Here is a 21130-nt window from a genome sequence, read left to right as displayed (position 1 = left end):
CTCACTCCACCGTCACGGACTTGGCCAGGTTGCGCGGCTGGTCCACCTCGTTGCCCCGGGCGGTGGCCAGCTCGCAGGCGAAGACCTGGAGCGGCACCGTGGCGACGAGCGGCTGGAGCAGCGTGGGCGTCGCGGGGACGCGGACGAGGTGGTCGGCGAAGGGGACGACGGCCTCGTCGCCCTCCTCGGCGATCACGATCGTCCGGGCGCCGCGGGCCCGGATCTCCTGGATGTTGGAGACGATCTTGTCGTGGAGGACCGAGCGCCCCTTGGGCGAGGGCACCACGACGACGACCGGCAGGTCCTCCTCGACGAGGGCGATCGGCCCGTGCTTCAGCTCGCCGGCCGCGAAGCCCTCGGCGTGCATGTACGCCAGCTCCTTCAGCTTCAGCGCGCCTTCGAGGGCCACCGGGTAGCCGACGTGCCGGCCGAGGAAGAGGATCGTGTCCTTGTCCGCGAGGGAGCGGGCGAGGGCCCGCACGGGCTCCATGGTCTCCAGGACCCGCTCGACCTCCTCGCCGATCCGCGCCAGCTCGCGGACGACGGCCCGGATCTCGTCGCCCCACTTGGTCCCGCGCACCTGGCCCAGGTAGAGCGCGAGGAGGTAGCAGGCGACGAGCTGGGTGAGGAAGGCCTTCGTCGAGGCGACGGCGACCTCCGGACCCGCGTGCGTGTACAGCACGGCGTCGGACTCGCGCGGGATGGTCGAGCCGTTGGTGTTGCAGACGGCGAGGACCTTGGCGCCCTGCTCGCGGGCGTGCCGGAGCGCCATCAGGGTGTCCATGGTCTCGCCGGACTGGGAGATGGCGATGACGAGCGTCCGCTGCCCGAGGATCGGGTCGCGGTAGCGGAACTCGCTCGCCAGCTCGACCTCGCACGGGATGCGGGTCCAGTGCTCGATGGCGTACTTGGCGATCATTCCGGCGTGGAAGGCGGTCCCGCAGGCGACGATGACGACCTTGTCGGCCTCGCGGAGGACCGCGTCGGGGATGCGCACCTCGTCGAGGGTGAGCCGCCCGGAGGCGTCGATCCGCCCGAGGAGGGTGTCGGCGACCGCCTTCGGCTGCTCGGCGATCTCCTTGAGCATGAAGTGGTCGTAGCCGCCCTTCTCGGCGGCGGAGGCGTCCCAGTCGACGTGGAAGGCGCGGACGTCGGCGGGCACGCCGTCGAAGTCGGTGACGGTGACGCCGTCCCGGGTGAGCTCGACGACCTGGTCCTGGCCGAGCTCGATCGCGGACCGGGTGTGGGCGATGAAGGCGGAGACGTCGGAGGCGAGGAAGTTCTCCCCCTCGCCCACGCCGACGACGAGCGGCGAGTTCCGGCGGGCGCCGACGACGACGTCGGGCTGGTCGGCGTGGACGGCGACCAGGGTGAAGGCCCCGTCGAGCCGCCGGCAGACCAGCCGCATCGCCTCGGCGAGCTCGCCCACCGAGGAGAACTCCTCGGCGAGCAGGTGCGCGACGACCTCGGTGTCCGTCTCGGAGAGCAGGGCGTGCCCGCGCTCGGCGAGCTCCTCGCGCAGGGCGGCGAAGTTCTCGATGATCCCGTTGTGGACGACGGCGACCCGCCCCCCGTTGTCGAGGTGCGGGTGCGCGTTGGCGTCGGTCGGCCCGCCGTGCGTGGCCCACCGGGTGTGCCCGATGCCGACCGACCCGCCCGCCAGCGGCCGGTCGACCAGCTCCTTCTCCAGGTTGACGAGCTTCCCCGCCTTCTTCGCGGAGGCGAGCCCGCCGTCCGCCAGCACGGCGACCCCGGCCGAGTCGTACCCCCGGTACTCCAGCCGCTTCAGCCCCGCGACGACCACATCAAGCGCCGACTGCCCGCCGACGTATCCCACGATTCCGCACATGACGGCAGCCTACGGCCGGGGGCGGTGCCCGGCCCGCACCCCGCACGGAGTGGGAGCGGCCGCCGTCAACCGCGCGGCACGTGACCCACCCCACGGCCCACTCCCGGCGCGCACCCGGGACAATGGGGCACGTGATCACTTCGCCGCCACGGAGCGCCAACGGCAACGGTGCCGGGAGCGGGGGCACCCGTAGGGTCCCCGAGCCGACGCCCTACGTCGACCTCACCCGCGCCGAGTGGAGCGCGCTGCGCGACAAGACGCCGCTCCCGCTGACCGCCGACGAGGTGGAGCGCCTCCAGGGGCTGGGGGACGTCATCGACCTCGACGAGGTGCGGGACGTCTACCTGCCCCTCTCCCGGCTGCTCAACCTGTACGTGCAGGCCACCAGCGGGCTGCGCGGGGCCCTGAACACCTTCCTCGGGGAGCGGGCGGAGCAGCGCGGCACGCCGTTCGTCATAGGGGTCGCCGGGTCGGTCGCGGTCGGGAAGTCGACCGTGGCCCGGCTCCTGGAGGCGCTGCTGGCCCGCTGGCCGGAGCACCCCCGGGTGGAGCGGATCACCACCGACGGCTTCCTCTATCCGATGGAGGAGCTGAAGGCGCGCGGGCTGATGTCGCGGAAGGGGTTCCCGGAGTCGTACGACCGGCGGGCGCTGACCCGGTTCGTCGCCGACGTGAAGGCCGGGAAGGAGGAGGTCACCGCCCCGGTCTACTCCCACCTCATCTACGACCGGGTGCCGGGCGAGCAGCTCGTCGTGCGGCGGCCCGACATCCTGATCGTGGAGGGGCTGAACGTGCTCCAGCCGGCGCTGCCCGGCAAGGACGGGCGGACCCGGGTCGGGCTCGCCGACTACTTCGACTTCTCCGTGTACGTGGACGCGCGGCCGGAGGACATCGAGGGCTGGTACCTCAACCGGTTCCGGAAGCTGCGGGAGACGGCCTTCCAGGACCCGTCCTCGTACTTCCGGCGCTGGACGCAGGTCTCCGAGGAGGAGGCCCTGGACTACGCCCGCACGATGTGGCGGACCGTCAACCGCGTGAACCTGCTGGAGAACGTGGCCCCGACGCGCGGCCGGGCGACCCTCGTGGTCCGCAAGGGCCCCGATCACAAGGTGCAGCGCCTCAGCCTCCGCAAGCTCTGACCTCCGTAAGCTCGGGGGCATGCTGCATCTGCGGATGATCGTGCCGGCGGACCGCACCGAGGCCGTGGTCGGACTGATCGGGTCGACGGTCGGCACCACCCACGTGGTGGTGCTGCCGGGGGCTGCCCGGGACCCCGTCGGCGACGTCGTGATGTGCGACGTCGCCCGCGAGGCCGGGGACGAACTGCTGCACGAGCTGCGGGAGCTGAAGCTCGATCGGGTCGGGTCGATCGCGGTCGAGAACATCGACCTGTCGATGTCGGAGCGGGCCGACCGGGCCGAGGAGGACGCGCCGGGCGAGGGCGCGGACGCGGTCATCTGGGAGCAGTTGGCGGAGGCGACCCACGAGGAGTCGACGCTCTCCTTCACGTACCTGTCGTTCATGCTGCTGGCGACGATGATCGCCGCCTGCGGCGTCGTGCTGGACAACGCGATCCTGATCGTGGGCGCGATGGCGGTGGGGCCGGAGTTCGGGCCGCTGGCCGGGGTGTGCACGGCGATCGTGCAGCGGGCGCCCCGCCTGGCCGTCCGCTCGCTCGTCGCGCTGCTGATCGGCTTCGTCGCGGCGATCGCGGCGACGACGCTCTTCAGCCTGCTGATGGATTGGCTCGACCTGTTCAGCGAGTCGATGCTCGACGGGGAGCGGCCGCAGACCGGCTTCATCTGGCAGCCGGACCCCTTCTCGCTGGTGGTGGCGCTGCTCGCGGGCGCGGCCGGCACCCTGTCGCTGACCTCGTCGAAGTCCGGCGCCCTGGTGGGCGTGGCCATCTCGGTGACGACCGTGCCGGCGGCGGCGAACGCGGCGGTGGCGCTCAGCTACGGCGAGGTCGGCCAGACGTGGGGGTCGATCGAGCAGCTGCTGCTCAACCTCGCGGCGATCATCGTGTCGGGCACCGTGACCCTCGCGCTCCAGCAGAAGCTGTGGCGCACCCAGCGCGGCAAGCTGAAGCGCCGCCTGCGCCGGGGATGACGGAGGGGGTACGGGAAGGGCCCCGCGCACCGGAGTGCGCGGGGCCCTTCCCGTACGGTCCGTCAGACGGTTCAGCCGAGCGCGGACTTCACCACGTCGGCGAGGCGCTGGGCGACCGAGCGGGCCTGCTCGATGTCGGCGGCCTCGACCATGACGCGGACCAGCGGCTCGGTGCCGGAGGAGCGGAGCAGCACGCGGCCGGTGGTGCCGAGCTCGCGCTCGGCGTCGGTGACCGCGGCGGCCAGCTCGGCGGAGGTGGCGACGCGGGACTTGTCGACGTCCTTGACGTTGATCAGGATCTGCGGCAGCCGCTCCATGACGGAGGCCAGCTCCGCGAGGGACTTGCCGGTGGCGGCGACCCGGGCGGCCAGCATGAGGCCGGTGAGGGTGCCGTCGCCGGTGGTGGCGTGGTCGAGGACGATGACGTGGCCGGACTGCTCGCCGCCGAGGGCGAAGCCGTGCTCCTTCATGGACTCCAGGACGTAGCGGTCGCCGACCGCGGTCTGGACGAGGGTGAGGCCCTCGCGCTCCATGGCGAGCTTGAAGCCCAGGTTGGACATGACGGTGGCGACGACCGTGTCGCCGCGGAGGGTGCCGGCCTCGCGCATGGCGAGGGCGAGCACGGCGAGGATCTGGTCGCCGTCGACCTCCGCGCCGGTGTGGTCGACGGCGAGGCAGCGGTCGGCGTCGCCGTCGTGGGCGATGCCGAAGTCGGCGCCGTGCTCGACGACGGCGGCCTTGAGGAGCTCCAGGTGGGTGGAGCCGCAGCCGTCGTTGATGTTGAGGCCGTCGGGGGCGGCACCGATGGTGACGACCTGGGCGCCGGCGCGGGTGAAGGCCTCGGGCGAGACGCGGGCGGCGGCGCCGTGGGCCTCGTCGAGGACGATCTTCAGGCCGTCGAAGCGGTTGGGCAGCACGCCGAGGAGGTGGCTGACGTAGGTCTCGAAGCCCTCGTCGTAGTCGCGGACGCGGCCGACGCCGGCACCGGTGGGGCGGTCCCAGGGGGCGCCGGTGCGGTGCTCCTCGTAGACGGCCTCGATCTTGTCCTCGAGGTCGTCGGCGAGCTTGTGGCCGCCGCGGGCGAAGAACTTGATGCCGTTGTCGGGCATGGCGTTGTGGCTCGCGGAGAGCATCACGCCGAGGTCGGCGCCGAGGACGCCGGTGAGGTGGGCGACGGCCGGGGTCGGCAGGACGCCGACGCGCAGGACGTCGACGCCGGCGCTGGCGAGACCGGCGACGACGGCGGCCTCCAGGAACTCTCCGGACGCGCGCGGGTCACGGCCGACCACGGCGGTCGGCCGATGGCCCTCGAAGGTCCCCGCCTCGGCGAGCACGTGCGCCGCGGCGACCGACAGGCCGAGCGCGAGCTCCGCCGTCAGGTCCGCGTTGGCGACGCCGCGTACGCCGTCGGTGCCGAAGAGTCGTCCCACAGCTGTCCTCCGAAAATGCGTGCCCAAGAGTGGAAAAAGTCCAGGGGTGAAAAAGGTTAAGAAAAAACGTACGCCCCGACGGCACGCGCAGTGCGCCGGGGCGTACGTACAGACAGTCCGAGCAGGCGCTGATTAACGCTTGCTGTACTGCGGGGCCTTGCGGGCCTTCTTGAGACCGGCCTTCTTCCGCTCGACCGCGCGGTCGTCACGGGAGAGGAAGCCGGCCTTCTTCAGCGCCGGGCGGTTGTTCTCGACGTCGGCCTCGTTCAGGGCACGGGCCACGCCGAGGCGGAGGGCGCCGGCCTGGCCGGAGACACCGCCACCCGCGATGCGGGCGATGACGTCGTAGCGGTTGTCGAGCTCGAGCACCTTGAAGGGCTCGTTGACTTCCTGCTGGTGGACCTTGTTCGGGAAGTAGTCCTCGAGCGTACGCCCGTTGATCTTCCACTTGCCGGTGCCCGGGACGATCCGGACGCGGGCGATGGCGTTCTTGCGACGGCCCAGGCCGGCGGCCGGCTGCGGGTCGCCGAAGCGCGACGCGAGGGACTCGGAGGTGTAGTCACCCTCGACGACCTCGGTCTCGGTGGTGTACTCCTCGACGCCCTCGAACTCGTCGACGGGGGTCTCAGGGGTGGTCTCGGCCACGATGCTCCTCAGATTTCTTTCGTTCTTAGGGGGTGTGGCCGGAACTACTGCGCGACCTGGGTGATCTCGAACGGAACCGGCTGCTGGGCAGCGTGCGGGTGGTTCTCGCCCGCGTAGACCTTCAGCTTCGAGAGCATCTGACGGCCCAGGGAGTTCTTCGGGATCATGCCCTTGATGGCCTTCTCGACGGCCTTCTCGGGGTTCTTGTCCAGCAGCTCGTCGTAGCGGACGGAGCGCAGACCACCCGGGTAGCCGGAGTGGCGGTAAGCCATCTTCTGGGTCTTCTTGTTGCCGGACAGGTGGACCTTGTCGGCGTTGATGATGATGACGAAGTCGCCCATGTCCATGTGGGGGGCGTAGATCGGCTTGTGCTTGCCTCGCAGGAGGTTCGCAGCCGTGGTCGCCAGACGACCCAGGACGATGTCCTGCGCGTCGATGATGTGCCACTGGCGAGTGACATCGCCGGGCTTGGGGCTGTACGTACGCACTTCGTAGCCTTCGCTTCTTCAGTGGATGGAGTCCAGACACACCTGAAGCGATCATGCAGCTGGGGCCTGCACTGCCGGGACGTGCCCGTATGCGAGCCACTGGTAACTGCTCCAGGGAACCTGCGTAAGGGCCCCTCGCGTGAGAACGACGCGGCCTATACGCATAACAAACCTGAAGCCTACCCGGGCTCCCCGCGGCGGGTCAAAACGCGTCGTAGGCCGCCCGCGCCGCCTCCACCTCCCCGATGTGCCCGTCCGCCCACTCCTTGACCGCCGCCACCACCGGCAGCAGCGACTCCCCCAGCGGGGTCAGCCCGTAGTCCACCCGGACCGGTACGGAGGGGGTCACCGTGCGGGTCACCAGACCGTCGCGCTCCAGGGCCCGCAAGGTCTGGGTGAGCATCTTCTGGCTGACGCCGGCGACCTTGCGGCCCAGCTCCGCGTGGCGGCACGGGCCGTCGGCGAGGGCGTTCAGGACGAGGGTGACCCACGTGGCGGAGAGCCGGTCGAGGAGCTTCCGGGCGGGGCACTCGGCGAGGTACGCGTCGTACGCGCGGCGCGCCTCGGCGCGCTGCTCGGCGGCGGTGCGGGTGGGCATGGGCGCTCTCCCTCGGGTGCGGTACGCACTTCCAGGTGCCTGCTTCCCGCCGGAGAGTAGCGCTCCCTAGGTTCGTGAGGACCGTCACACCCCCTCCCGTCCCGTGGAAGGCCCTCCCATGCGCGCACTCGTCCTCGACTCCTTCGGCGGCCCCGACGTCCTGCGGATCGCCGACGTCCCCGTCCCCGCCGCAGGCCCCGGACAGGTCCGGGTGCGGGTCGAGGCCGCCACCGTCCACCCGGTGGACCTCGCCACCCGCGCCGGGGCCCTCGCCGGGGCCGGGCTGATGAGCGGCGGGGGCCGCACCGGGCTCGGCTGGGACGCGGCCGGGGTGGTCGAGGAGACCGGTCCGGGCGTCACCCACGTCCGCCCCGGCGACCGGGTCATCGGCATGAACGACCGGCTCGACGTGTCCCTCGGCACCCAGGCCGAGCACGTCGTCCTGGACGCCCACGCGGTGGTGCCCGCCCCGGCGGGGCTCGCCCCGGCCGCCGCCGCGACCCTCCCGCTGGCCGGCCTGACCGCCCTCCAGGCGCTGGACGCCCTGGCCCTGCCCGGCGGCGAGACGCTGCTGGTCACGGGCGCGGCGGGAGCGGTCGGCGGCTACGCGGTGCAGCTGGCCGCGGCACGCGGCCTGCGGGTGGTGGCGACCGCCCGCGCCGCCGACGAGGAGCTGGTGCGGGAGCTGGGCGCCGCGCTGTTCGTCCCCGCCGGCCCCGACCGCCTCGGCACGGCGGTCCGCGCCCTGGTCCCCGGCGGCGCGGCCGGGGCCCTGGACGCCGCCGTCCTGGGCGCGGCGGCACTGGACGCGGTCCGCACCAGCGGCGCCTTCGCCGCCCTGGTCGCGGGCGGCGCCCCGTACCCCCTGCGGGGCATCGGGGTCACCCCGGTGTGGGTCCGCGCGGACCGCGCCGGGCTGGCCCGCCTGGCGGCCCTGGCCGAGGAGGGCACCCTCACCCCCCGCGTCGCGGACACCCTCCCCCTGGCACGGGCGGCGGAGGCCCACCACCGCCTGTCCCGGGGCGGCCTCCGCGGCCGCCTGGTCCTGGTCCCGTGAGAGCCCCCGGGAGCATCGTGCCGAGCACGCCGCGGGCCCGGCCCGATCGGCACGGCGCCCCTACCGCTCCCGCTCGACCCGGCGCTCGTCCCAGACCGGCTCGGTCGTCTCCCGGACGACGCCGTCCGAGCCGAAGACCAGGTAGCGGTCGAAGCTCTTGGCGAACCAGCGGTCGTGGGTGACGGCCATGACGGTGCCCTCGTAGGACTCCAGGCCGTCCTGGAGGGCCTCGGCGGACTCCAGGTCCAGGTTGTCCGTGGGCTCGTCGAGGAGGAGCGCCGTCGTGCCGGCCAGCTCCAGGAGGAGGATCTGGAAGCGGGCCTGCTGGCCGCCGGAGAGCTTGTCGAAGGGCTGGTCGCCCTGCCGTTCCAGCTCGTACCGGCGCAGCATGGACATCGCCGCGCCCCGGTCCTTGGCGTGCTCGGTCCACAGGATGTCGACGAGCGGGCGGCCGGCCAGCTCGGGGTGGGCATGGGTCTGGGCGAAGTGTCCGGGGACGACCCGCGCGCCCAGCTTCCACAGGCCCGTGTGGGCCACCGACCCGTCACCGGCCAGGAGCCGCAGGAAGTGCGACTTCCCGGAGCCGTTCGAGCCGAGGACGGCGACCCGCTCCCCGTAGAAGATCTCCAGGGAGAAGGGCTTCATCAGGCCGGTCAGTTCGAGGTTCTCGCAGGTCACGGCGCGGACGCCGGTACGGCCGCCGCGCAGCCGCATCCGGATGTCCTGCTCGCGCGGCGGCTCCGGCGGCGGGCCGGCCTCCTCGAACTTCCGCAGCCGGGTCTGGGCCGCCGCGTACCGGGAGGCCATCTCGTGGCTGACCGCGGCCGCCTGCCGCAGGTTGACGACGAGCTTCTTCAGCTGCGCGTGCTTCTCCTCCCAGCGCCGCTTCAGCTCCTCGAAGCGGGCGAACCGCTCGCGCCGGGCGTCGTGGAAGGTGTCGAAGCCGCCGCCGTGCACCCAGACGTCGGAGCCGGCCGCGCCGGGCTCGACCGCGATGATCTTCTGCGCGGCCCGGGAGAGCAGCTCCCGGTCGTGGGAGATGAAGAGCACGGTCTTGCGGGTCTCCCGCAGCCGCTCCTCCAGCCACCGCTTGCCGGGCACGTCCAGGTAGTTGTCCGGCTCGTCGAGGAGGAGCACCTCGTCGCCGCCGCGCAGCAGCGACTCCAGGACGAGCCGCTTCTGCTCGCCTCCGGAGAGCGTGCGCACCTGACGGAACTGCGCCTTGTCGTAGGGGACGCCGAGCGCGGCCATGGTGCAGATGTCCCAGAGCGTCTCGGCCTCGTACCCCTGCACCTCGGCCCAGTCGGAGAGCGCCTGCGCGTACCTCATCTGCGCGGCCTCGTCGTCGACGGTCATGATCAGGTGCTCGGCCTCGTCGACGGCCTTCGCGGCCTCCCGGATCCGGGGGTGCGCCACGGAGACGAGGAGGTCGCGGACGGTCGACTCGTCCCGTACGGAGCCGATGAACTGCGGCATCACGCCGAGCCCCCCGCTGACGGTGACCGATCCGCCGTGCGGCTGGAGGTCTCCCGCGATCATCCGCAGGAGGGTGGTCTTGCCGGCGCCGTTGGCCCCGACGAGCGCGACGACGGCGCCCTCCCCCACCCTGAAGGAGGCGTCCCCGAGCAGGACCCTCCCGTCGGGAAGGTAGTACTCCAGATGCGCGGCCTCGACATGTCCCATGAGGTGCATTGTCACCGCCCGCCGCCGGTTCGCCCAAGCGGATTAGGATGCGCGGCATGAGCTTTGGGGGACCGCAGTGGCCGCAGGAGCCGCAGCAGCAGGGGCAACAGGGGCAACAGGGGTACGGACAGCCGCAGGGGTACGGGTACCCGCAGCAGCCGGGACCGCCGTACGGACAGCAGCAGCCGCCGCAGCACGGGTACGGCTACCCGCCGCCGCAGGACCCCTTCGCGGGCGGTCAGGGCGACGGCACACCCGACTGGGGCGCCCTGGCGGACGCCTCCGCGGCCGGCAACCGCCGCAAGCGCCGCCTGGTGATCGCGGGCGGCGTCGTCGCCACGCTCGCCGTGGGCGCGGTCGTCGCGACCGCCGTCGTCACCACCAACAAGAAGAACGACGAGGCGAAGGGCGGCGGCCCGGCCCCGACGGTCTCCGCCACCGCGACGGCCTCCCCCACCCCCGCACCGTCCTTCTCCTCCGTGGCCCCGCCGCCCCCGCCGGACCCGAAGGACTACATCACCGATCCGAAGAAGGACAAGGCGCCGCTGACCGCCGACGGCCTCTTCCCCGGCACGAAGCTCACCATGTTCGGCCGCCCCTACAAGAAGGGCGCGACCTCGGCCACGAAGAACTGCGCCTCGGTCACCCAGGGCTCGCTCGGCGCGGTGCTGCAGAAGAACGGCTGCGAGCGGGTGCTGCGCGCCACCTACGTCCGGGACGGCGTGGCGATCACCGTCGGCGTGGCCGTCTTCCCCTCCGAGAAGGCGGCCCTGAGCGCGAAGAAGCAGGCCGGTGGCGGCATCGCGCCCCTCGCCGGCGCGGGCGTGAAGAACTTCTGCCACGCCACGGTCTGCCTGCGCCGCGCCAACTCGGTCGGCCGGTACGCCTACTTCACCCAGGCCGGCTTCGCCGACGGCACCAAGGTCACCACCGGCGACAAGCCGGTCTTCCTGGCCAGCGACGACCTCGGCACCTTCGTCTTCAACCAGATCTACGCCCGCGGCAAGAGCCAGGCGAACGCGGCCGCGGCCTCCTCGGCCCCGCGGTAGCGCGGGCGGTCAGCAGCAGCCGGCGCCCGGCAGGGTGCGCTTGTTGCGGGCCTCGCGGCTGCGGGCGGCGAGCTGGTCGTCGGCCGGGTAGCCGACCTCTTCGAGGGTGAGGCCGTGCGGGCGGACGACGTGGACGGCGGAGTCCCGGACGCCGGCGGCGAGGACCTTGCCCGGCCACTCGGCCGGCCGGTGCCCGTCGCCGACGAAGAGCAGCGCGCCGACCAGCGAGCGGACCATGTTGTGGCAGAAGGCGTCGGCCTTGACCGTGGCCTCCAGGACGCCGTCGGGCCGCCGCTCCCAGCGCAGCTCCTGGAGCGTGCGGATGGTGGTGGCGCCCTCGCGCTTCTTGCAGTACGCGGCGAAGTCGTGCTCGCCGATGAGGGCGGCCGCGGCCTCGTTCATGGCGTCCGCGTCGAGGGTCCAGTCGTGCCAGAGCACGTGCCCGCGCAGCAGCGGGTCGACGCCGCCGGGGTGGTCGGTGACCCGGTAGGCGTACCGCCGCCAGATCGCCGAGAAGCGCGCGTTGAAGCCCTCGGGGGCCTCGGTGAGGCTCCAGACCCGCACGTCGTGCGGGAGCCGGCCGGCGAGCCGCCGCAGCAGCTTCTCGCGGTGCTCCCGCCACAGCTCCTCCGGCAGGTCCACGTGCGCGACCTGTCCGCGCGCGTGCACGCCGGCGTCGGTCCGGCCGGCGACGGTCAGCTCGAACGTCTCCGGGGAGCGCGTCACCGTCCTCAGCGCGTCCTCGATCTCGCCCTGGACGGTCCGCTGCCCCCGGGCCTGCTTGGCCCAGCCGGAGAAGTCCCGGCCGTCGTAGGAAAGGTCCAGCCGCACCCGTACGAACCCGGGCTGCACGTCATCACTCACCAGAAGATCCTCTCAGACACACGGGAACGGGCCCGCACCCCAGGGGGTACGGGCCCGTCCGCGAGAAACGTCGGAAGAACGCTTACGCGTCCTTCGCCTCGTCCTCGGTCGCCTCGACGGCGGCGGCCTCGTCGGCCTCCTTGACGGCGCGCTTGGTGGCGGCCTCGGCCTCGGCGACGGTCGCCTTCTTGGCGATCTCGCCCTCGACCAGCTCGATCACGGCCATCGGGGCGTTGTCGCCACGACGGTTGCCGATCTTGGTGATGCGGGTGTAACCACCCGGACGCTCCGAGTAGCGCGGGGCGATCTCGGTGAAGAGGGTGTGGACGACGCCCTTGTCGGTGATCGTCTGCAGCACCAGGCGACGGTTGTGGATGTCGCCCTTCTTCGCCTTGGTGATGAGGCGCTCGGCGACGGGACGCAGACGGCGGGCCTTGGCCTCGGTCGTCGTGATGCGGCCGTGCTCGAACAGCGACTTCGCCAGGTTGGCGAGCAGCAGCTTCTCGTGAGCGGCGGAACCGCCGAGGCGGGCACCCTTCGCGGGACGCGGCATGGTGTTTCTCCTTGTGATCTGCACCGGCCGTATGAGGTACCGGTGTCAGTGTCCGAGCGGGCGGTCACCCGTCGGAGATCCGGACGAGCCCCGAAGGGGCGAGTCCGGAAGGGGCGCGGGGAACTGTGCGATCAAGCACAGCGCACCCGCGCCGAAGTACGGACCCGAGGGCCCGAGCTCTTAGTACTGCTCGGTCTCGACGAAGCCCGCGTCCGCGTCGTCGTCGGCGCCGAAGGCGTCGGCGGCGGCGGTCGGGTCGAATCCGGGCGGGCTGTCCTTGAGGGCCAGGCCCATGCCGGCCAGCTTCGCCTTGACCTCGTCGATCGACTTCGCACCGAAGTTGCGGATGTCGAGCAGGTCGGCCTCGGAGCGCGCCACGAGCTCACCCACGGAGTGGATGCCCTCGCGCTTGAGGCAGTTGTACGAGCGAACGGTGAGCTCGAGCTCCTCGATCGGCAGCGCGAGGTCGGCGGCGAGGGCGGCGTCCGTCGGGGACGGGCCCATGTCGATGCCCTCGGCGTCGATGTTCAGCTCGCGGGCGAGACCGAACAGCTCGACCAGGGTCTTGCCGGCGGACGCCATGGCGTCGCGCGGGCGCATGGCCTGCTTGGTCTCGACGTCGACGATGAGCTTGTCGAAGTCGGTGCGCTGCTCGACTCGGGTCGCCTCGACCTTGTAGGTGACCTTGAGGACCGGCGAGTAGATGGAGTCGACCGGGATGCGGCCGATCTCCTGGCCGACCTGCTTGTTCTGGACGGCGGAGACGTAGCCGCGACCGCGCTCGACGGTCAGCTCCATCTCCAGCTTGCCCTTGGCGTTCAGGGTCGCCAGGACGAGGTCGGGGTTGTGCACCTCGACACCGGCCGGGGGCGCGATGTCGGCGGCGGTGACCAGACCCGGGCCCTGCTTGCGCAGGTACATCACGACCGGCTCGTCGTGCTCCGAGGAGACGACCAGCTGCTTGATGTTGAGGATGAGGTCGGTGACGTCCTCCTTGACGCCCGGCACGGTGGTGAACTCGTGCAGGACGCCGTCGACGCGGATGCTGGTGACGGCGGCACCCGGGATCGAGGAGAGGAGGGTACGGCGGAGGCTGTTGCCGAGGGTGTAACCGAAGCCCGGCTCCAGCGGCTCGATCACGAACCGGGAGCGGAACTCGTCGACGACCTCTTCGGTCAGCGACGGACGCTGAGCGATAAGCATGTGTGTTCCTTCAGTCGTGGACGCCCACCATTTGACGCCCGACGGGGGTGGAGCGGTACTGCGTACTGCAAGGGTACGGGCGGTACGCCCCCCGGAGGGGACGCACCGCCCGGATGCCCTGGTCAAGCGGGCCGTGCATCAGACCCGGCAGCGCCGAAGGCGCTGCCCCGGATCAGACGCGGCGACGCTTGGGGGGACGGCAGCCGTTGTGCGGCGTGGGGGTGACGTCCTGGATCGAGCCGACCTCGAGGCCGGTGGCCTGGAGGGAGCGGATCGCGGTCTCACGGCCGGAGCCGGGACCCTTGACGAAGACGTCGACCTTGCGCATGCCGTGCTCCTGCGCGCGGCGGGCGGCCGACTCGGCGGCCATCTGCGCGGCGAAGGGGGTGGACTTGCGCGAGCCCTTGAAGCCGACGTGGCCGGCGGAGGCCCAGGAGATCACGTTGCCCGCGGGGTCCGTGATCGAGACGATCGTGTTGTTGAACGTGCTCTTGATGTGCGCGTGGCCGTGAGCGACGTTCTTCTTTTCCTTGCGGCGCACCTTCTTGGCAGCGCCCTGACGACCCTTGGGGGGCATCTCTTACTCCTACGGGAGGTGGTCGGTCCTACAGCGAAGACCGCTTGGTCAAGCGTCCGCTGAGGACTACTTCTTGCCCGGCTTCTTCTTGCCGGCGATGGCGCGACGCGGGCCCTTGCGGGTACGAGCGTTCGTGCTGGTGCGCTGGCCGCGGACGGGCAGGCCACGACGGTGGCGGAGGCCCTGGTAGCAGCCGATCTCGACCTTGCGGCGGATGTCGGCCGCGATCTCGCGGCGGAGGTCACCCTCGGTCTGGAGGTTGGCGTCCACGTACTCGCGGATCTTGACGAGGTCTTCCTCGGCGAGGTCGCGGACACGGGTGGACGGGTCCACGCCGGTGGCGGCGAGGATCTCCTCGGACCGGGTACGCCCGATGCCGAAGACGTAGGTGAGTGCGACCACCACGCGCTTCTCGCGCGGGATGTCAACACCGGAAACGCGTGCCATTCAATGGCTCCTGTGTTCTCGGGGGTCTGCTGCAGAACCGTTCCCGGCTGCCGTATGAGGTACAGGTCGGGTCCCCGGCCCCCGCCGGAGGTGCCGTCAGCCGTGGATCACGGCCGGACGGGCTCTGCGTATGTACGTGTTGCTATGCGTCGCGCGAAGAACTGCGAAGTTGCAGGTCGGTCGGCGTGCGTCAGCCCTGGCGCTGCTTGTGGCGCAGGTTGTCGCAGATGACCATGACCCGGCCGTGACGGCGGATCACCTTGCACTTGTCGCAGATCTTCTTGACGCTCGGCTTGACCTTCATGGGATGTGAGGTTCTCCGGGTCAGTGCCACCACCCGCGCGCGGAGGCGGGGTGCGGGCAAGATCTACTTGTACCGGTAGACGATCCGGCCACGCGTCAGGTCGTACGGAGAGAGCTCCACGACGACCCGGTCGTCCGGAAGGATACGGATGTAGTGCATCCGCATCTTGCCGGAGATGTGCGCGAGGACCTTGTGACCGTTCTGGAGCTCCACCTTGAACATGGCGTTCGGCAGGGACTCGATCACGGTGCCCTCGATCTCGATGGCACCTTGCTTCTTGGCCACGCTTCGCCCTTCGAATCGGCTACCTTGATCGACTCTCGCCCTCCGGTGCGGACACACGGGTACACGAGAGCCGACGCATCAGTCTACGCCAGGCCCCACGAAAAGACGAATCCGGGGAATCTGCCCAGCACGGAAGATCGTTACTCCGCCGGTTTCCCGACGGTCACGCCAGCGGGTCCGGGGCGGCCGTGACGCCCAGCTCCGCGAGCCTGGCCTTGCCGCCGTCGACGGCGGTCAGGACCAGGGGGCCCTCCTCGGTGAGGGCGACGCTGTGCTCCCAGTGCGAGGACCAGGTGCCGTCGGAGGAGACGACCGTCCAGTCGTCCTCCAGGACCTCGGTGTGCGGCGTGCCGAGGGAGACCATCGGCTCGATCGCCAGGCAGAAGCCCGGGACCAGCTTCGGGCCCTTGCCGCGCTTGCGGGAGACGTAGTTCAGGAGGTGCGGGTCCATGTGCATCTCGGTGCCGATGCCGTGGCCGCCGTAGTCCTCGACGATGCCGTACCTGCCGAGGCTGTGGTCGCCGACGGCCGGCCGCGGCTGGCGCTTGATGTACGTCTCGATCGCCCGGGAGATGTCGACCAGGCGGGCGCCCACCCGCATCGCGGCGATGCCGGCCCACATCGAGCCCTCGGTCACCCGGGAGAGTTCGATCAGCTCCGGGGCGTGACCGGTGCCGACGAAGGCGGTGTACGCGGCGTCGCCGTGCCAGCCGTCGACGATCGCGCCGCAGTCGACGGAGATGATGTCGCCGTCCTCGAGGACGGTCTTCTCGTCGGGGATGCCGTGGACGACGACCTCGTTGACCGAGGTGCAGATGGTCGCGGGGAAGCCGCCGTACCCGAGGAAGTTCGACTTCGCCCCGTGCTCGGCGAGCACCTTGCGCGCGACCTCGTCGAGGTCACGGGTGGTGGCGCCGGGCACGGCCGCCTCGCGGGTGGCCGCGTGGATGGCGGCGACGACCAGCCCCGCCTCGCGCATCTTCGCGATCTGCTCGGGGGTCTTGATCTGCACCATCGTGACGGGGGCCTTTCCAACGAGTACGGGGACGGAACAACGATACGGCCGCGGCGCCCGTCAGGGGCACCGCGGCCGTACCGCGTGAGTGGGGGGTTACTTCTTCAGCGCGCCCATGGCGCGCGCCGTGACCTCGTCCACCTTGCCGAGCGCGGAGATCGTCACGACCAGGTTCTGCGCCCGGTAGTAGTCGATGATCGGCTCGGTCTGCGTGTGGTAGACCTCCAGGCGGGTGCGGACGGTCTCCTCGGAGTCGTCCGCGCGCTGGTAGAGCTCGCCACCGCAGGTGTCGCAGACGCCCTCGGTCTCGGGGGCGTTGTACGTCACGTGGAAGACGTGCGAGGAGTCGTTGCGGCAGATGCGGCGACCCGCGATCCGCTTCACGACCTCGTCCTCGGGGACCTCGAGGTCCAGGACCGCGTCCAGCTGCATGTCGTCGGCCTTCAGGACGACATCCAGGGCCTCGGCCTGGGCCACGTTGCGCGGGAAACCGTCGAGCAGGAAGCCGTTCGCGGCGTCCGCCTGCTCCATGCGGTCCTTGGCCATCCCGATGGTCACCTCGTCCGGAACGAGCTCGCCCCGGTCCATGTAACCCTTGGCCTCCAGGCCCAGCTGCGTGCCCTGCGAGATGTTGGCACGGAACAGGTCACCCGTGGAGATGTGCGGGATGTCCAGGTTCTTGGCAAGGAACGCGGCCTGCGTTCCCTTGCCGGCCCCGGGCGGTCCGACGAGGACGATTCGCATCAGCGGAGGAACCCTTCGTAATTGCGCTGCTGGAGCTGGCTCTCGATCTGCTTCACGGTCTCCAGCCCCACACCCACGATGATCAGGATGCTCGTCCCGCCGAAGGGGAAGTTGGCATTGGCACCGCCGAAGCCTGCCAACGCCATCGTCGGCACAAGAGCGATCAGACCCAAGTACAGCGAGCCCGGCCAAGTGATCCGGTTGAGCACGTAGCTCAGGTACTCGGCAGTAGGTCGACCAGCCCGGATACCCGGGATGAAGCCACCATACTTCTTCATGTTGTCCGCGACTTCCTCGGGGTTGAACGAGATCGCCACGTAGAAGAAGGCGAAGAACACGATCAGGAGGAAGTACGTCGCGATGTAGTAGGGGTGGTCACCCTTGACGAAGTGGGCTTCGATCCAGGTCTTCCAGCCGGCGGTGGAGCTGGAGAACTGCGCGATCAGCGCCGGGATGTAGAGCAGCGACGACGCGAAGATGACAGGAATCACACCTGCCTGGTTCACCTTCAACGGGATGTAAGTGGACGTACCGCCGTACGACCTGCGGCCGATCATCCGCTTCGCGTACTGCACCGGGATGCGGCGCTGGGCCTGCTCGACGAAGACGACGAGGGCCACCATGACGAAGCCGATGAGGATGACGGTGCCGAACTCGATCCAGCCCTGGGCGAGCTTGCCGCTCTCCTTGATGGCCCACAGGGCGCCCGGGAAGCCGGCGGCGATCGAGATGAACATCAGGATCGACATGCCGTTGCCGATGCCGCGGTCGGTGATGAGCTCGCCGAGCCACATCACGATGGCGGTACCCGCGGTCATGGTGATGACCATGACGGCGATGGTGAAGATGGTGGGGTTGGGGACGACCTGGTTCGCGACGCTGCAGCCGCTGAAGAGGGCGCCGCTCTTGGCGGTGGCCACGAGGCCCGTGCCCTGGAGGATCGCCAGCGCGATCGTCAGGTAGCGGGTGTACTGCGTGATCTTCGCGGTACCGCTCTGACCCTCCTTCTTGAGGGCTTCCAGTCGCGGGATCACGACGGTGAGCAGCTGCAGGATGATGCTCGCCGTGATGTACGGCATGATGCCGAGCGCGAAGATGGTGATCTGCAGCAGTGCGCCGCCACTGAACATGTTCACCAGGCCGAACAGGCTGTTGTTGCCTTCGCTCGCCTGGTCCACGCACATCTGGACGGCCTCGTAGCTGACGCCGGGGACGGGGACGTGGGCCCCGAGGCGGTACAGCACGATGATCGCCAGCGTGAAGAGCAGCTTCTTGCGCAGGTCGGGCGTCTTGAACGCCCGGGCGAAGCCGGTGAGCACGGTGCCTCCTGCGACCCCCGCGCTATGCGTCAGAGGTGACGGTTTTGAGATTCGATAAGGACTGATGGATATCGGTCCCGGCTCCTGCGGTCTATACCGCATGAGCATGGACGGTGCACGCCACCTTACCGGCGACCATGCCCCCCTAGGAACGACCAACCGGGGATGCCCCTTTTGGGAGGCATCCCCGGTCGGATGTTCAAGCCATCGAGTCGTCTCAGACGAGCTCGGTGACGGTGCCGCCGGCGGCGGCGATCTTCTCCTTGGCGGAGCCGGAGACGGCGTCGACCGTCACCTGCAGCGCCACGGAGACCTCGCCGGTGCCGAGCACCTTGACGAGCTGGTTCTTGCGCACCGCACCCTTGGCGACCAGGTCGGCCACCGTGACCTCGCCACCCTGCGGGTAGAGCGCGGCCAGCTTGTCCAGGTTGACGACCTGGTACTCGGTGCGGAACGGGTTCTTGAAGCCCTTCAGCTTCGGGAGGCGCATGTGGAGGGGCATCTGGCCACCCTCGAAGCGCTCCGGAACCTGGTAGCGGGCCTTCGTGCCCTTGGTACCACGACCGGCCGTCTTACCCTTGGACGCCTCACCACGACCCACGCGGGTCTTGGCGGTCTTGGCGCCCGGGGCGGGACGGAGGTTGTGGATCTTGAGCGGGTTGTTCTCCGCCATGATCAGTCGACCTCCTCAACCGTCACGAGGTGGCGGACGGTGTGCACCATGCCGCGGAACTCGGGGCGGTCCTCCTTGACGACCACGTCGTTCAGGCGCTTGAGCCCGAGCGAACGCAGCGTGTCGCGGTGGTTCTGCTTGCTGCCGATGTACGACTTCGTCTGCGTGATCTTGAGGCGAGCCATTACGCACCCGCTCCCGCACGCGCACGAAGCAGAGCCGCGGGGGCGACGTCCTCGAGGGGCAGACCACGGCGAGCCGCGATCTCCTCGGGACGCTGCAGGCCCTTGAGGGCCTCCACGGTCGCGTGCACGATGTTGATCGCGTTGTCGGAGCCGAGCGACTTCGACAGGATGTCGTGGACGCCGGCGCACTCCAGGACGGCGCGCACCGGGCCACCGGCGATCACACCGGTACCGGGGGAAGCAGGCTTGAGCAGGACGACGCCCGCGGCCTTCTCACCCTGGATCGGGTGGGGGATGGTGCCCTGGATACGGGGGACCTTGAAGAAGTGCTTCTTGGCCTCCTCAACACCCTTGGCGATGGCGGCCGGCACCTCCTTGGCCTTGCCGTAACCGACACCCACGGTGCCGTCACCGTCGCCCACCACGACCAGCGCGGTGAAGCTGAAACGACGACCACCCTTGACAACCTTGGCGACGCGGTTGATCGCGACTACGCGCTCAACGTACGCGGTCTTCTCGGCGGCGGCAGCGCCACCGTCGCGGCCCTTCCGGTCCCGCCGCTCGCCGCCACCGGCACCGCTACCGCGGCGCTGGGGTCCAGCCATTGGAATACCTCTCTCTGTTACGTCCGTTAGTCCCGGAACCGGGGCTTAGAACTTCAGCCCGGCTTCGCGGGCGGCGTCAGCCAGAGCGGCAATGCGCCCGGCGTACCTGTTGCCACCACGGTCGAACACGACGGCCTCGACACCGGCGGCCTTGGCGCGCTCGGCGACCAGGGCGCCGACCTGCTGGGCCTGCGAGGACTTGGAGCCCTCGCCACCGCGGATCGAAGCGTCCAGGTGGGACGCCGACGCGACGGTGTGACCCTTGAGGTCATCGATGACCTGCGCGGTGATACCGCGGTTCGAGCGCGTCACGACGAGGCGCGGACGCTCCGCCGTACCCGACACGTTCTTGCGGATGCGCAGGTGACGGCGCGCCTTCGCGGCGCGCTTGTAAGCGTCGCCCTTGGCGATCTTGACACCGTATGCCATGGCTTACTTACCAGCCTTTCCGACCTTGCGGCGGATGACCTCGCCCGCGTACTTGACGCCCTTGGCCTTGTACGGGTCGGGCTTCCGCAGCTTGCGGATGTTCGCGGCGACCTCGCCGACCTTCTGCTTGTCGATGCCCTCGACCGAGAACTTGGTCGGCGACTCGACCTTGAAGGAGATGCCCTCGGGCGCCTCCACCAGGATCGGGTGGCTGTAGCCGAGCTGGAACTCCAGGTCGGAGCCCTTCGCGGCCACGCGGTAACCGACACCGCTGATCTCGAGCGCCTTGACGTACCCCGCGGTCACACCGGTGATCATGTTGGCCACCAGCGTGCGGGACAGGCCGTGGAGGGCCTTGTTCTGACGCTCGTCGTTCGGACGGGTGACGTTCAGAACGCCGTCCTCGCCCTTAACGATCTCGATCGGCGCGGCGACGGTGTGGGTCAGGGTGCCCTTGGAACCCTTCACCGTGACCGTGCGGCCCTCGATGGTGACGTCCACGCCGGCGGGAACCGTGATGGGGAGCTTGCCGATTCGCGACATTGCTATTCCTCCGTTCCCGACTACCAGACGTAGGCGAGGACTTCCCCACCCACGCCCTTCTTCTGCGCCTGCTGGCCGGTCAGGAGACCGTGGGACGTGGAGATGATCGCCACGCCCAGGCCGCCGAGGACCTTCGGCAGGTTGGTGGACTTCGCGTAAACCCGGAGGCCCGGCTTCGAGATCCGCTTGATGCCCGCGATGGAGCGCTCACGGTTCGGACCGAACTTGAGGTCGACGACGAGGTTCTTGCCGACCTCGGCGTCCTCGACCTTCCAGCCCGTGATGAAGCCCTCCTGCTGGAGGATTTCCGCGATGTGAGACTTGATCTTGCTGTGCGGCATCGTCACGGTGTCGTGGTACGCCGAGTTCGCGTTACGCAGACGCGTGAGCATGTCTGCGATCGGATCAGTCATGGTCATGAATTGGCCTTCGGCCTCTCTCGCCGGGGTTTCCTGGTGCACCATCCCTCTCCCCGA

Annotated in this window: 26 protein-coding genes; 4 read left to right on the top strand and 22 right to left on the bottom strand. The window is 70.1% G+C overall.

Features of this window, described 5'->3' with window-relative positions:
- Position 1 precedes the first annotated feature (1 nt).
- Positions 2 to 1849 carry a glutamine--fructose-6-phosphate transaminase (isomerizing) gene (glmS, locus tag IE287_RS01875; protein ID WP_189847058.1) on the bottom strand — a complete coding sequence of 616 codons (1848 nt, stop codon included), beginning with the start codon at positions 1847 to 1849 and terminating at the stop codon, positions 2 to 4.
- 131 nt (positions 1850 to 1980) lie between these two features.
- Between glmS and coaA the strand changes: the two genes are divergently transcribed.
- Positions 1981 to 2988 (top strand): type I pantothenate kinase, encoded by a 1008-nt coding sequence (coaA, locus tag IE287_RS01870; RefSeq protein ID WP_373307775.1) that lies wholly within the window; start codon positions 1981 to 1983, stop codon positions 2986 to 2988.
- A gap of 19 nt (positions 2989 to 3007) precedes the next feature.
- Entirely contained in the window at positions 3008 to 3958 is a 951-nt protein-coding gene (locus IE287_RS01865; RefSeq protein ID WP_189847056.1) for a DUF389 domain-containing protein, read from the top strand.
- Between the two features lie 71 nt (positions 3959 to 4029).
- Here the strand turns inward: IE287_RS01865 and glmM are convergent, their stop codons facing one another.
- The 4 genes from glmM to IE287_RS01845 form a co-directional block, all read right to left on the bottom strand.
- Positions 4030 to 5388 carry a phosphoglucosamine mutase gene (gene glmM, locus IE287_RS01860; protein WP_189847055.1) on the bottom strand — a complete coding sequence of 453 codons (1359 nt, stop codon included), beginning with the start codon at positions 5386 to 5388 and terminating at the stop codon, positions 4030 to 4032.
- Positions 5389 to 5520: 132 nt separating this feature from the next.
- Positions 5521 to 6033 (bottom strand): 30S ribosomal protein S9, encoded by a 513-nt coding sequence (gene rpsI, locus IE287_RS01855; protein WP_030494273.1) that lies wholly within the window; start codon positions 6031 to 6033, stop codon positions 5521 to 5523.
- Positions 6034 to 6077: 44 nt separating this feature from the next.
- Complete coding sequence (rplM, locus tag IE287_RS01850; RefSeq protein WP_189847054.1) at positions 6078 to 6521, bottom strand: 50S ribosomal protein L13; 444 nt, start codon at positions 6519 to 6521, stop codon at positions 6078 to 6080.
- Positions 6522 to 6723: 202 nt separating this feature from the next.
- On the bottom strand, positions 6724 to 7119 hold the full coding sequence (locus IE287_RS01845) for a winged helix-turn-helix transcriptional regulator (protein ID WP_189847053.1): 396 nt from the start codon (positions 7117 to 7119) through the stop codon (positions 6724 to 6726).
- A 118-nt stretch (positions 7120 to 7237) separates the two neighbouring features.
- On the opposite strand from IE287_RS01845, the gene IE287_RS01840 reads away from it, so the two are divergent.
- Entirely contained in the window at positions 7238 to 8176 is a 939-nt protein-coding gene (locus IE287_RS01840) for an alcohol dehydrogenase catalytic domain-containing protein (protein WP_189847052.1), read from the top strand.
- 60 nt (positions 8177 to 8236) lie between these two features.
- On the opposite strand, the gene IE287_RS01835 is transcribed toward IE287_RS01840, so the two are convergent.
- Positions 8237 to 9859 carry an ABC-F family ATP-binding cassette domain-containing protein gene (locus tag IE287_RS01835; protein WP_189847051.1) on the bottom strand — a complete coding sequence of 541 codons (1623 nt, stop codon included), beginning with the start codon at positions 9857 to 9859 and terminating at the stop codon, positions 8237 to 8239.
- A gap of 56 nt (positions 9860 to 9915) precedes the next feature.
- Here IE287_RS01835 and IE287_RS01830 point away from each other — a divergent pair, with 56 nt between their 5' ends.
- A complete protein-coding gene (locus tag IE287_RS01830) occupies positions 9916 to 10908 on the top strand; it encodes a hypothetical protein (RefSeq protein WP_189847050.1) in 993 nt (330 codons plus the stop codon).
- Between the two features lie 9 nt (positions 10909 to 10917).
- Here IE287_RS01830 and truA read toward each other — a convergent pair whose 3' ends face one another.
- From truA to rpsH, 16 genes are all read right to left on the bottom strand, one after another.
- On the bottom strand, positions 10918 to 11772 hold the full coding sequence (gene truA / locus IE287_RS01825; RefSeq protein ID WP_189847049.1) for a tRNA pseudouridine(38-40) synthase TruA: 855 nt from the start codon (positions 11770 to 11772) through the stop codon (positions 10918 to 10920).
- 82 nt (positions 11773 to 11854) lie between these two features.
- Positions 11855 to 12325 (bottom strand): 50S ribosomal protein L17, encoded by a 471-nt coding sequence (gene rplQ, locus IE287_RS01820; RefSeq protein WP_189847048.1) that lies wholly within the window; start codon positions 12323 to 12325, stop codon positions 11855 to 11857.
- Between the two features lie 180 nt (positions 12326 to 12505).
- Positions 12506 to 13528, bottom strand: coding sequence for a DNA-directed RNA polymerase subunit alpha (locus IE287_RS01815; protein ID WP_030759338.1), 1023 nt, complete (start codon positions 13526 to 13528; stop codon positions 12506 to 12508).
- Positions 13529 to 13700: 172 nt separating this feature from the next.
- Positions 13701 to 14105: a 30S ribosomal protein S11 gene (rpsK, locus tag IE287_RS01810; protein WP_006376016.1), complete on the bottom strand. Its 405-nt coding sequence runs from the start codon at positions 14103 to 14105 to the stop codon at positions 13701 to 13703.
- A gap of 66 nt (positions 14106 to 14171) precedes the next feature.
- The gene (rpsM, locus tag IE287_RS01805; protein WP_030759345.1) at positions 14172 to 14552 is read right to left on the bottom strand and encodes a 30S ribosomal protein S13; all 381 of its coding nucleotides are present in this window, start codon (positions 14550 to 14552) and stop codon (positions 14172 to 14174) included.
- Positions 14553 to 14742: 190 nt separating this feature from the next.
- A complete protein-coding gene (gene rpmJ, locus IE287_RS01800) occupies positions 14743 to 14856 on the bottom strand; it encodes a 50S ribosomal protein L36 (protein ID WP_003956441.1) in 114 nt (37 codons plus the stop codon).
- Between the two features lie 63 nt (positions 14857 to 14919).
- A complete protein-coding gene (gene infA / locus IE287_RS01795; RefSeq protein ID WP_003956442.1) occupies positions 14920 to 15141 on the bottom strand; it encodes a translation initiation factor IF-1 in 222 nt (73 codons plus the stop codon).
- Between the two features lie 163 nt (positions 15142 to 15304).
- On the bottom strand, positions 15305 to 16156 hold the full coding sequence (map, locus tag IE287_RS01790; RefSeq protein WP_189847047.1) for a type I methionyl aminopeptidase: 852 nt from the start codon (positions 16154 to 16156) through the stop codon (positions 15305 to 15307).
- A gap of 96 nt (positions 16157 to 16252) precedes the next feature.
- Complete coding sequence (locus tag IE287_RS01785; RefSeq protein WP_189847046.1) at positions 16253 to 16900, bottom strand: adenylate kinase; 648 nt, start codon at positions 16898 to 16900, stop codon at positions 16253 to 16255.
- Positions 16900 to 18219, bottom strand: a complete 1320-nt coding sequence (secY, locus tag IE287_RS01780) for a preprotein translocase subunit SecY (RefSeq protein WP_189847045.1) — start codon at positions 18217 to 18219, stop codon at positions 16900 to 16902. Before secY ends, IE287_RS01785 begins: the two co-directional genes overlap by 1 nt.
- A gap of 217 nt (positions 18220 to 18436) precedes the next feature.
- Positions 18437 to 18892: a 50S ribosomal protein L15 gene (rplO, locus tag IE287_RS01775; protein WP_030494264.1), complete on the bottom strand. Its 456-nt coding sequence runs from the start codon at positions 18890 to 18892 to the stop codon at positions 18437 to 18439.
- A gap of 2 nt (positions 18893 to 18894) precedes the next feature.
- A complete protein-coding gene (gene rpmD, locus IE287_RS01770; protein ID WP_005313525.1) occupies positions 18895 to 19077 on the bottom strand; it encodes a 50S ribosomal protein L30 in 183 nt (60 codons plus the stop codon).
- The gene (gene rpsE, locus IE287_RS01765; protein WP_030201551.1) at positions 19077 to 19682 is read right to left on the bottom strand and encodes a 30S ribosomal protein S5; all 606 of its coding nucleotides are present in this window, start codon (positions 19680 to 19682) and stop codon (positions 19077 to 19079) included. Before rpsE ends, rpmD begins: the two co-directional genes overlap by 1 nt.
- Positions 19683 to 19727: 45 nt before the next feature.
- Positions 19728 to 20111: a 50S ribosomal protein L18 gene (gene rplR / locus IE287_RS01760; RefSeq protein ID WP_030759358.1), complete on the bottom strand. Its 384-nt coding sequence runs from the start codon at positions 20109 to 20111 to the stop codon at positions 19728 to 19730.
- 3 nt (positions 20112 to 20114) lie between these two features.
- Positions 20115 to 20654, bottom strand: a complete 540-nt coding sequence (gene rplF, locus IE287_RS01755; RefSeq protein WP_189847044.1) for a 50S ribosomal protein L6 — start codon at positions 20652 to 20654, stop codon at positions 20115 to 20117.
- A 20-nt stretch (positions 20655 to 20674) separates the two neighbouring features.
- On the bottom strand, positions 20675 to 21073 hold the full coding sequence (gene rpsH / locus IE287_RS01750; protein ID WP_030759363.1) for a 30S ribosomal protein S8: 399 nt from the start codon (positions 21071 to 21073) through the stop codon (positions 20675 to 20677).
- Positions 21074 to 21130: the final 57 nt, after the last annotated feature.

The sequence above is a fragment of the Streptomyces omiyaensis genome (assembly GCF_014650895.1).
Lineage (GTDB): Bacteria > Actinomycetota > Actinomycetes > Streptomycetales > Streptomycetaceae > Streptomyces > Streptomyces omiyaensis.
This window is presented reverse-complemented; position numbering and strand designations above follow the sequence as displayed.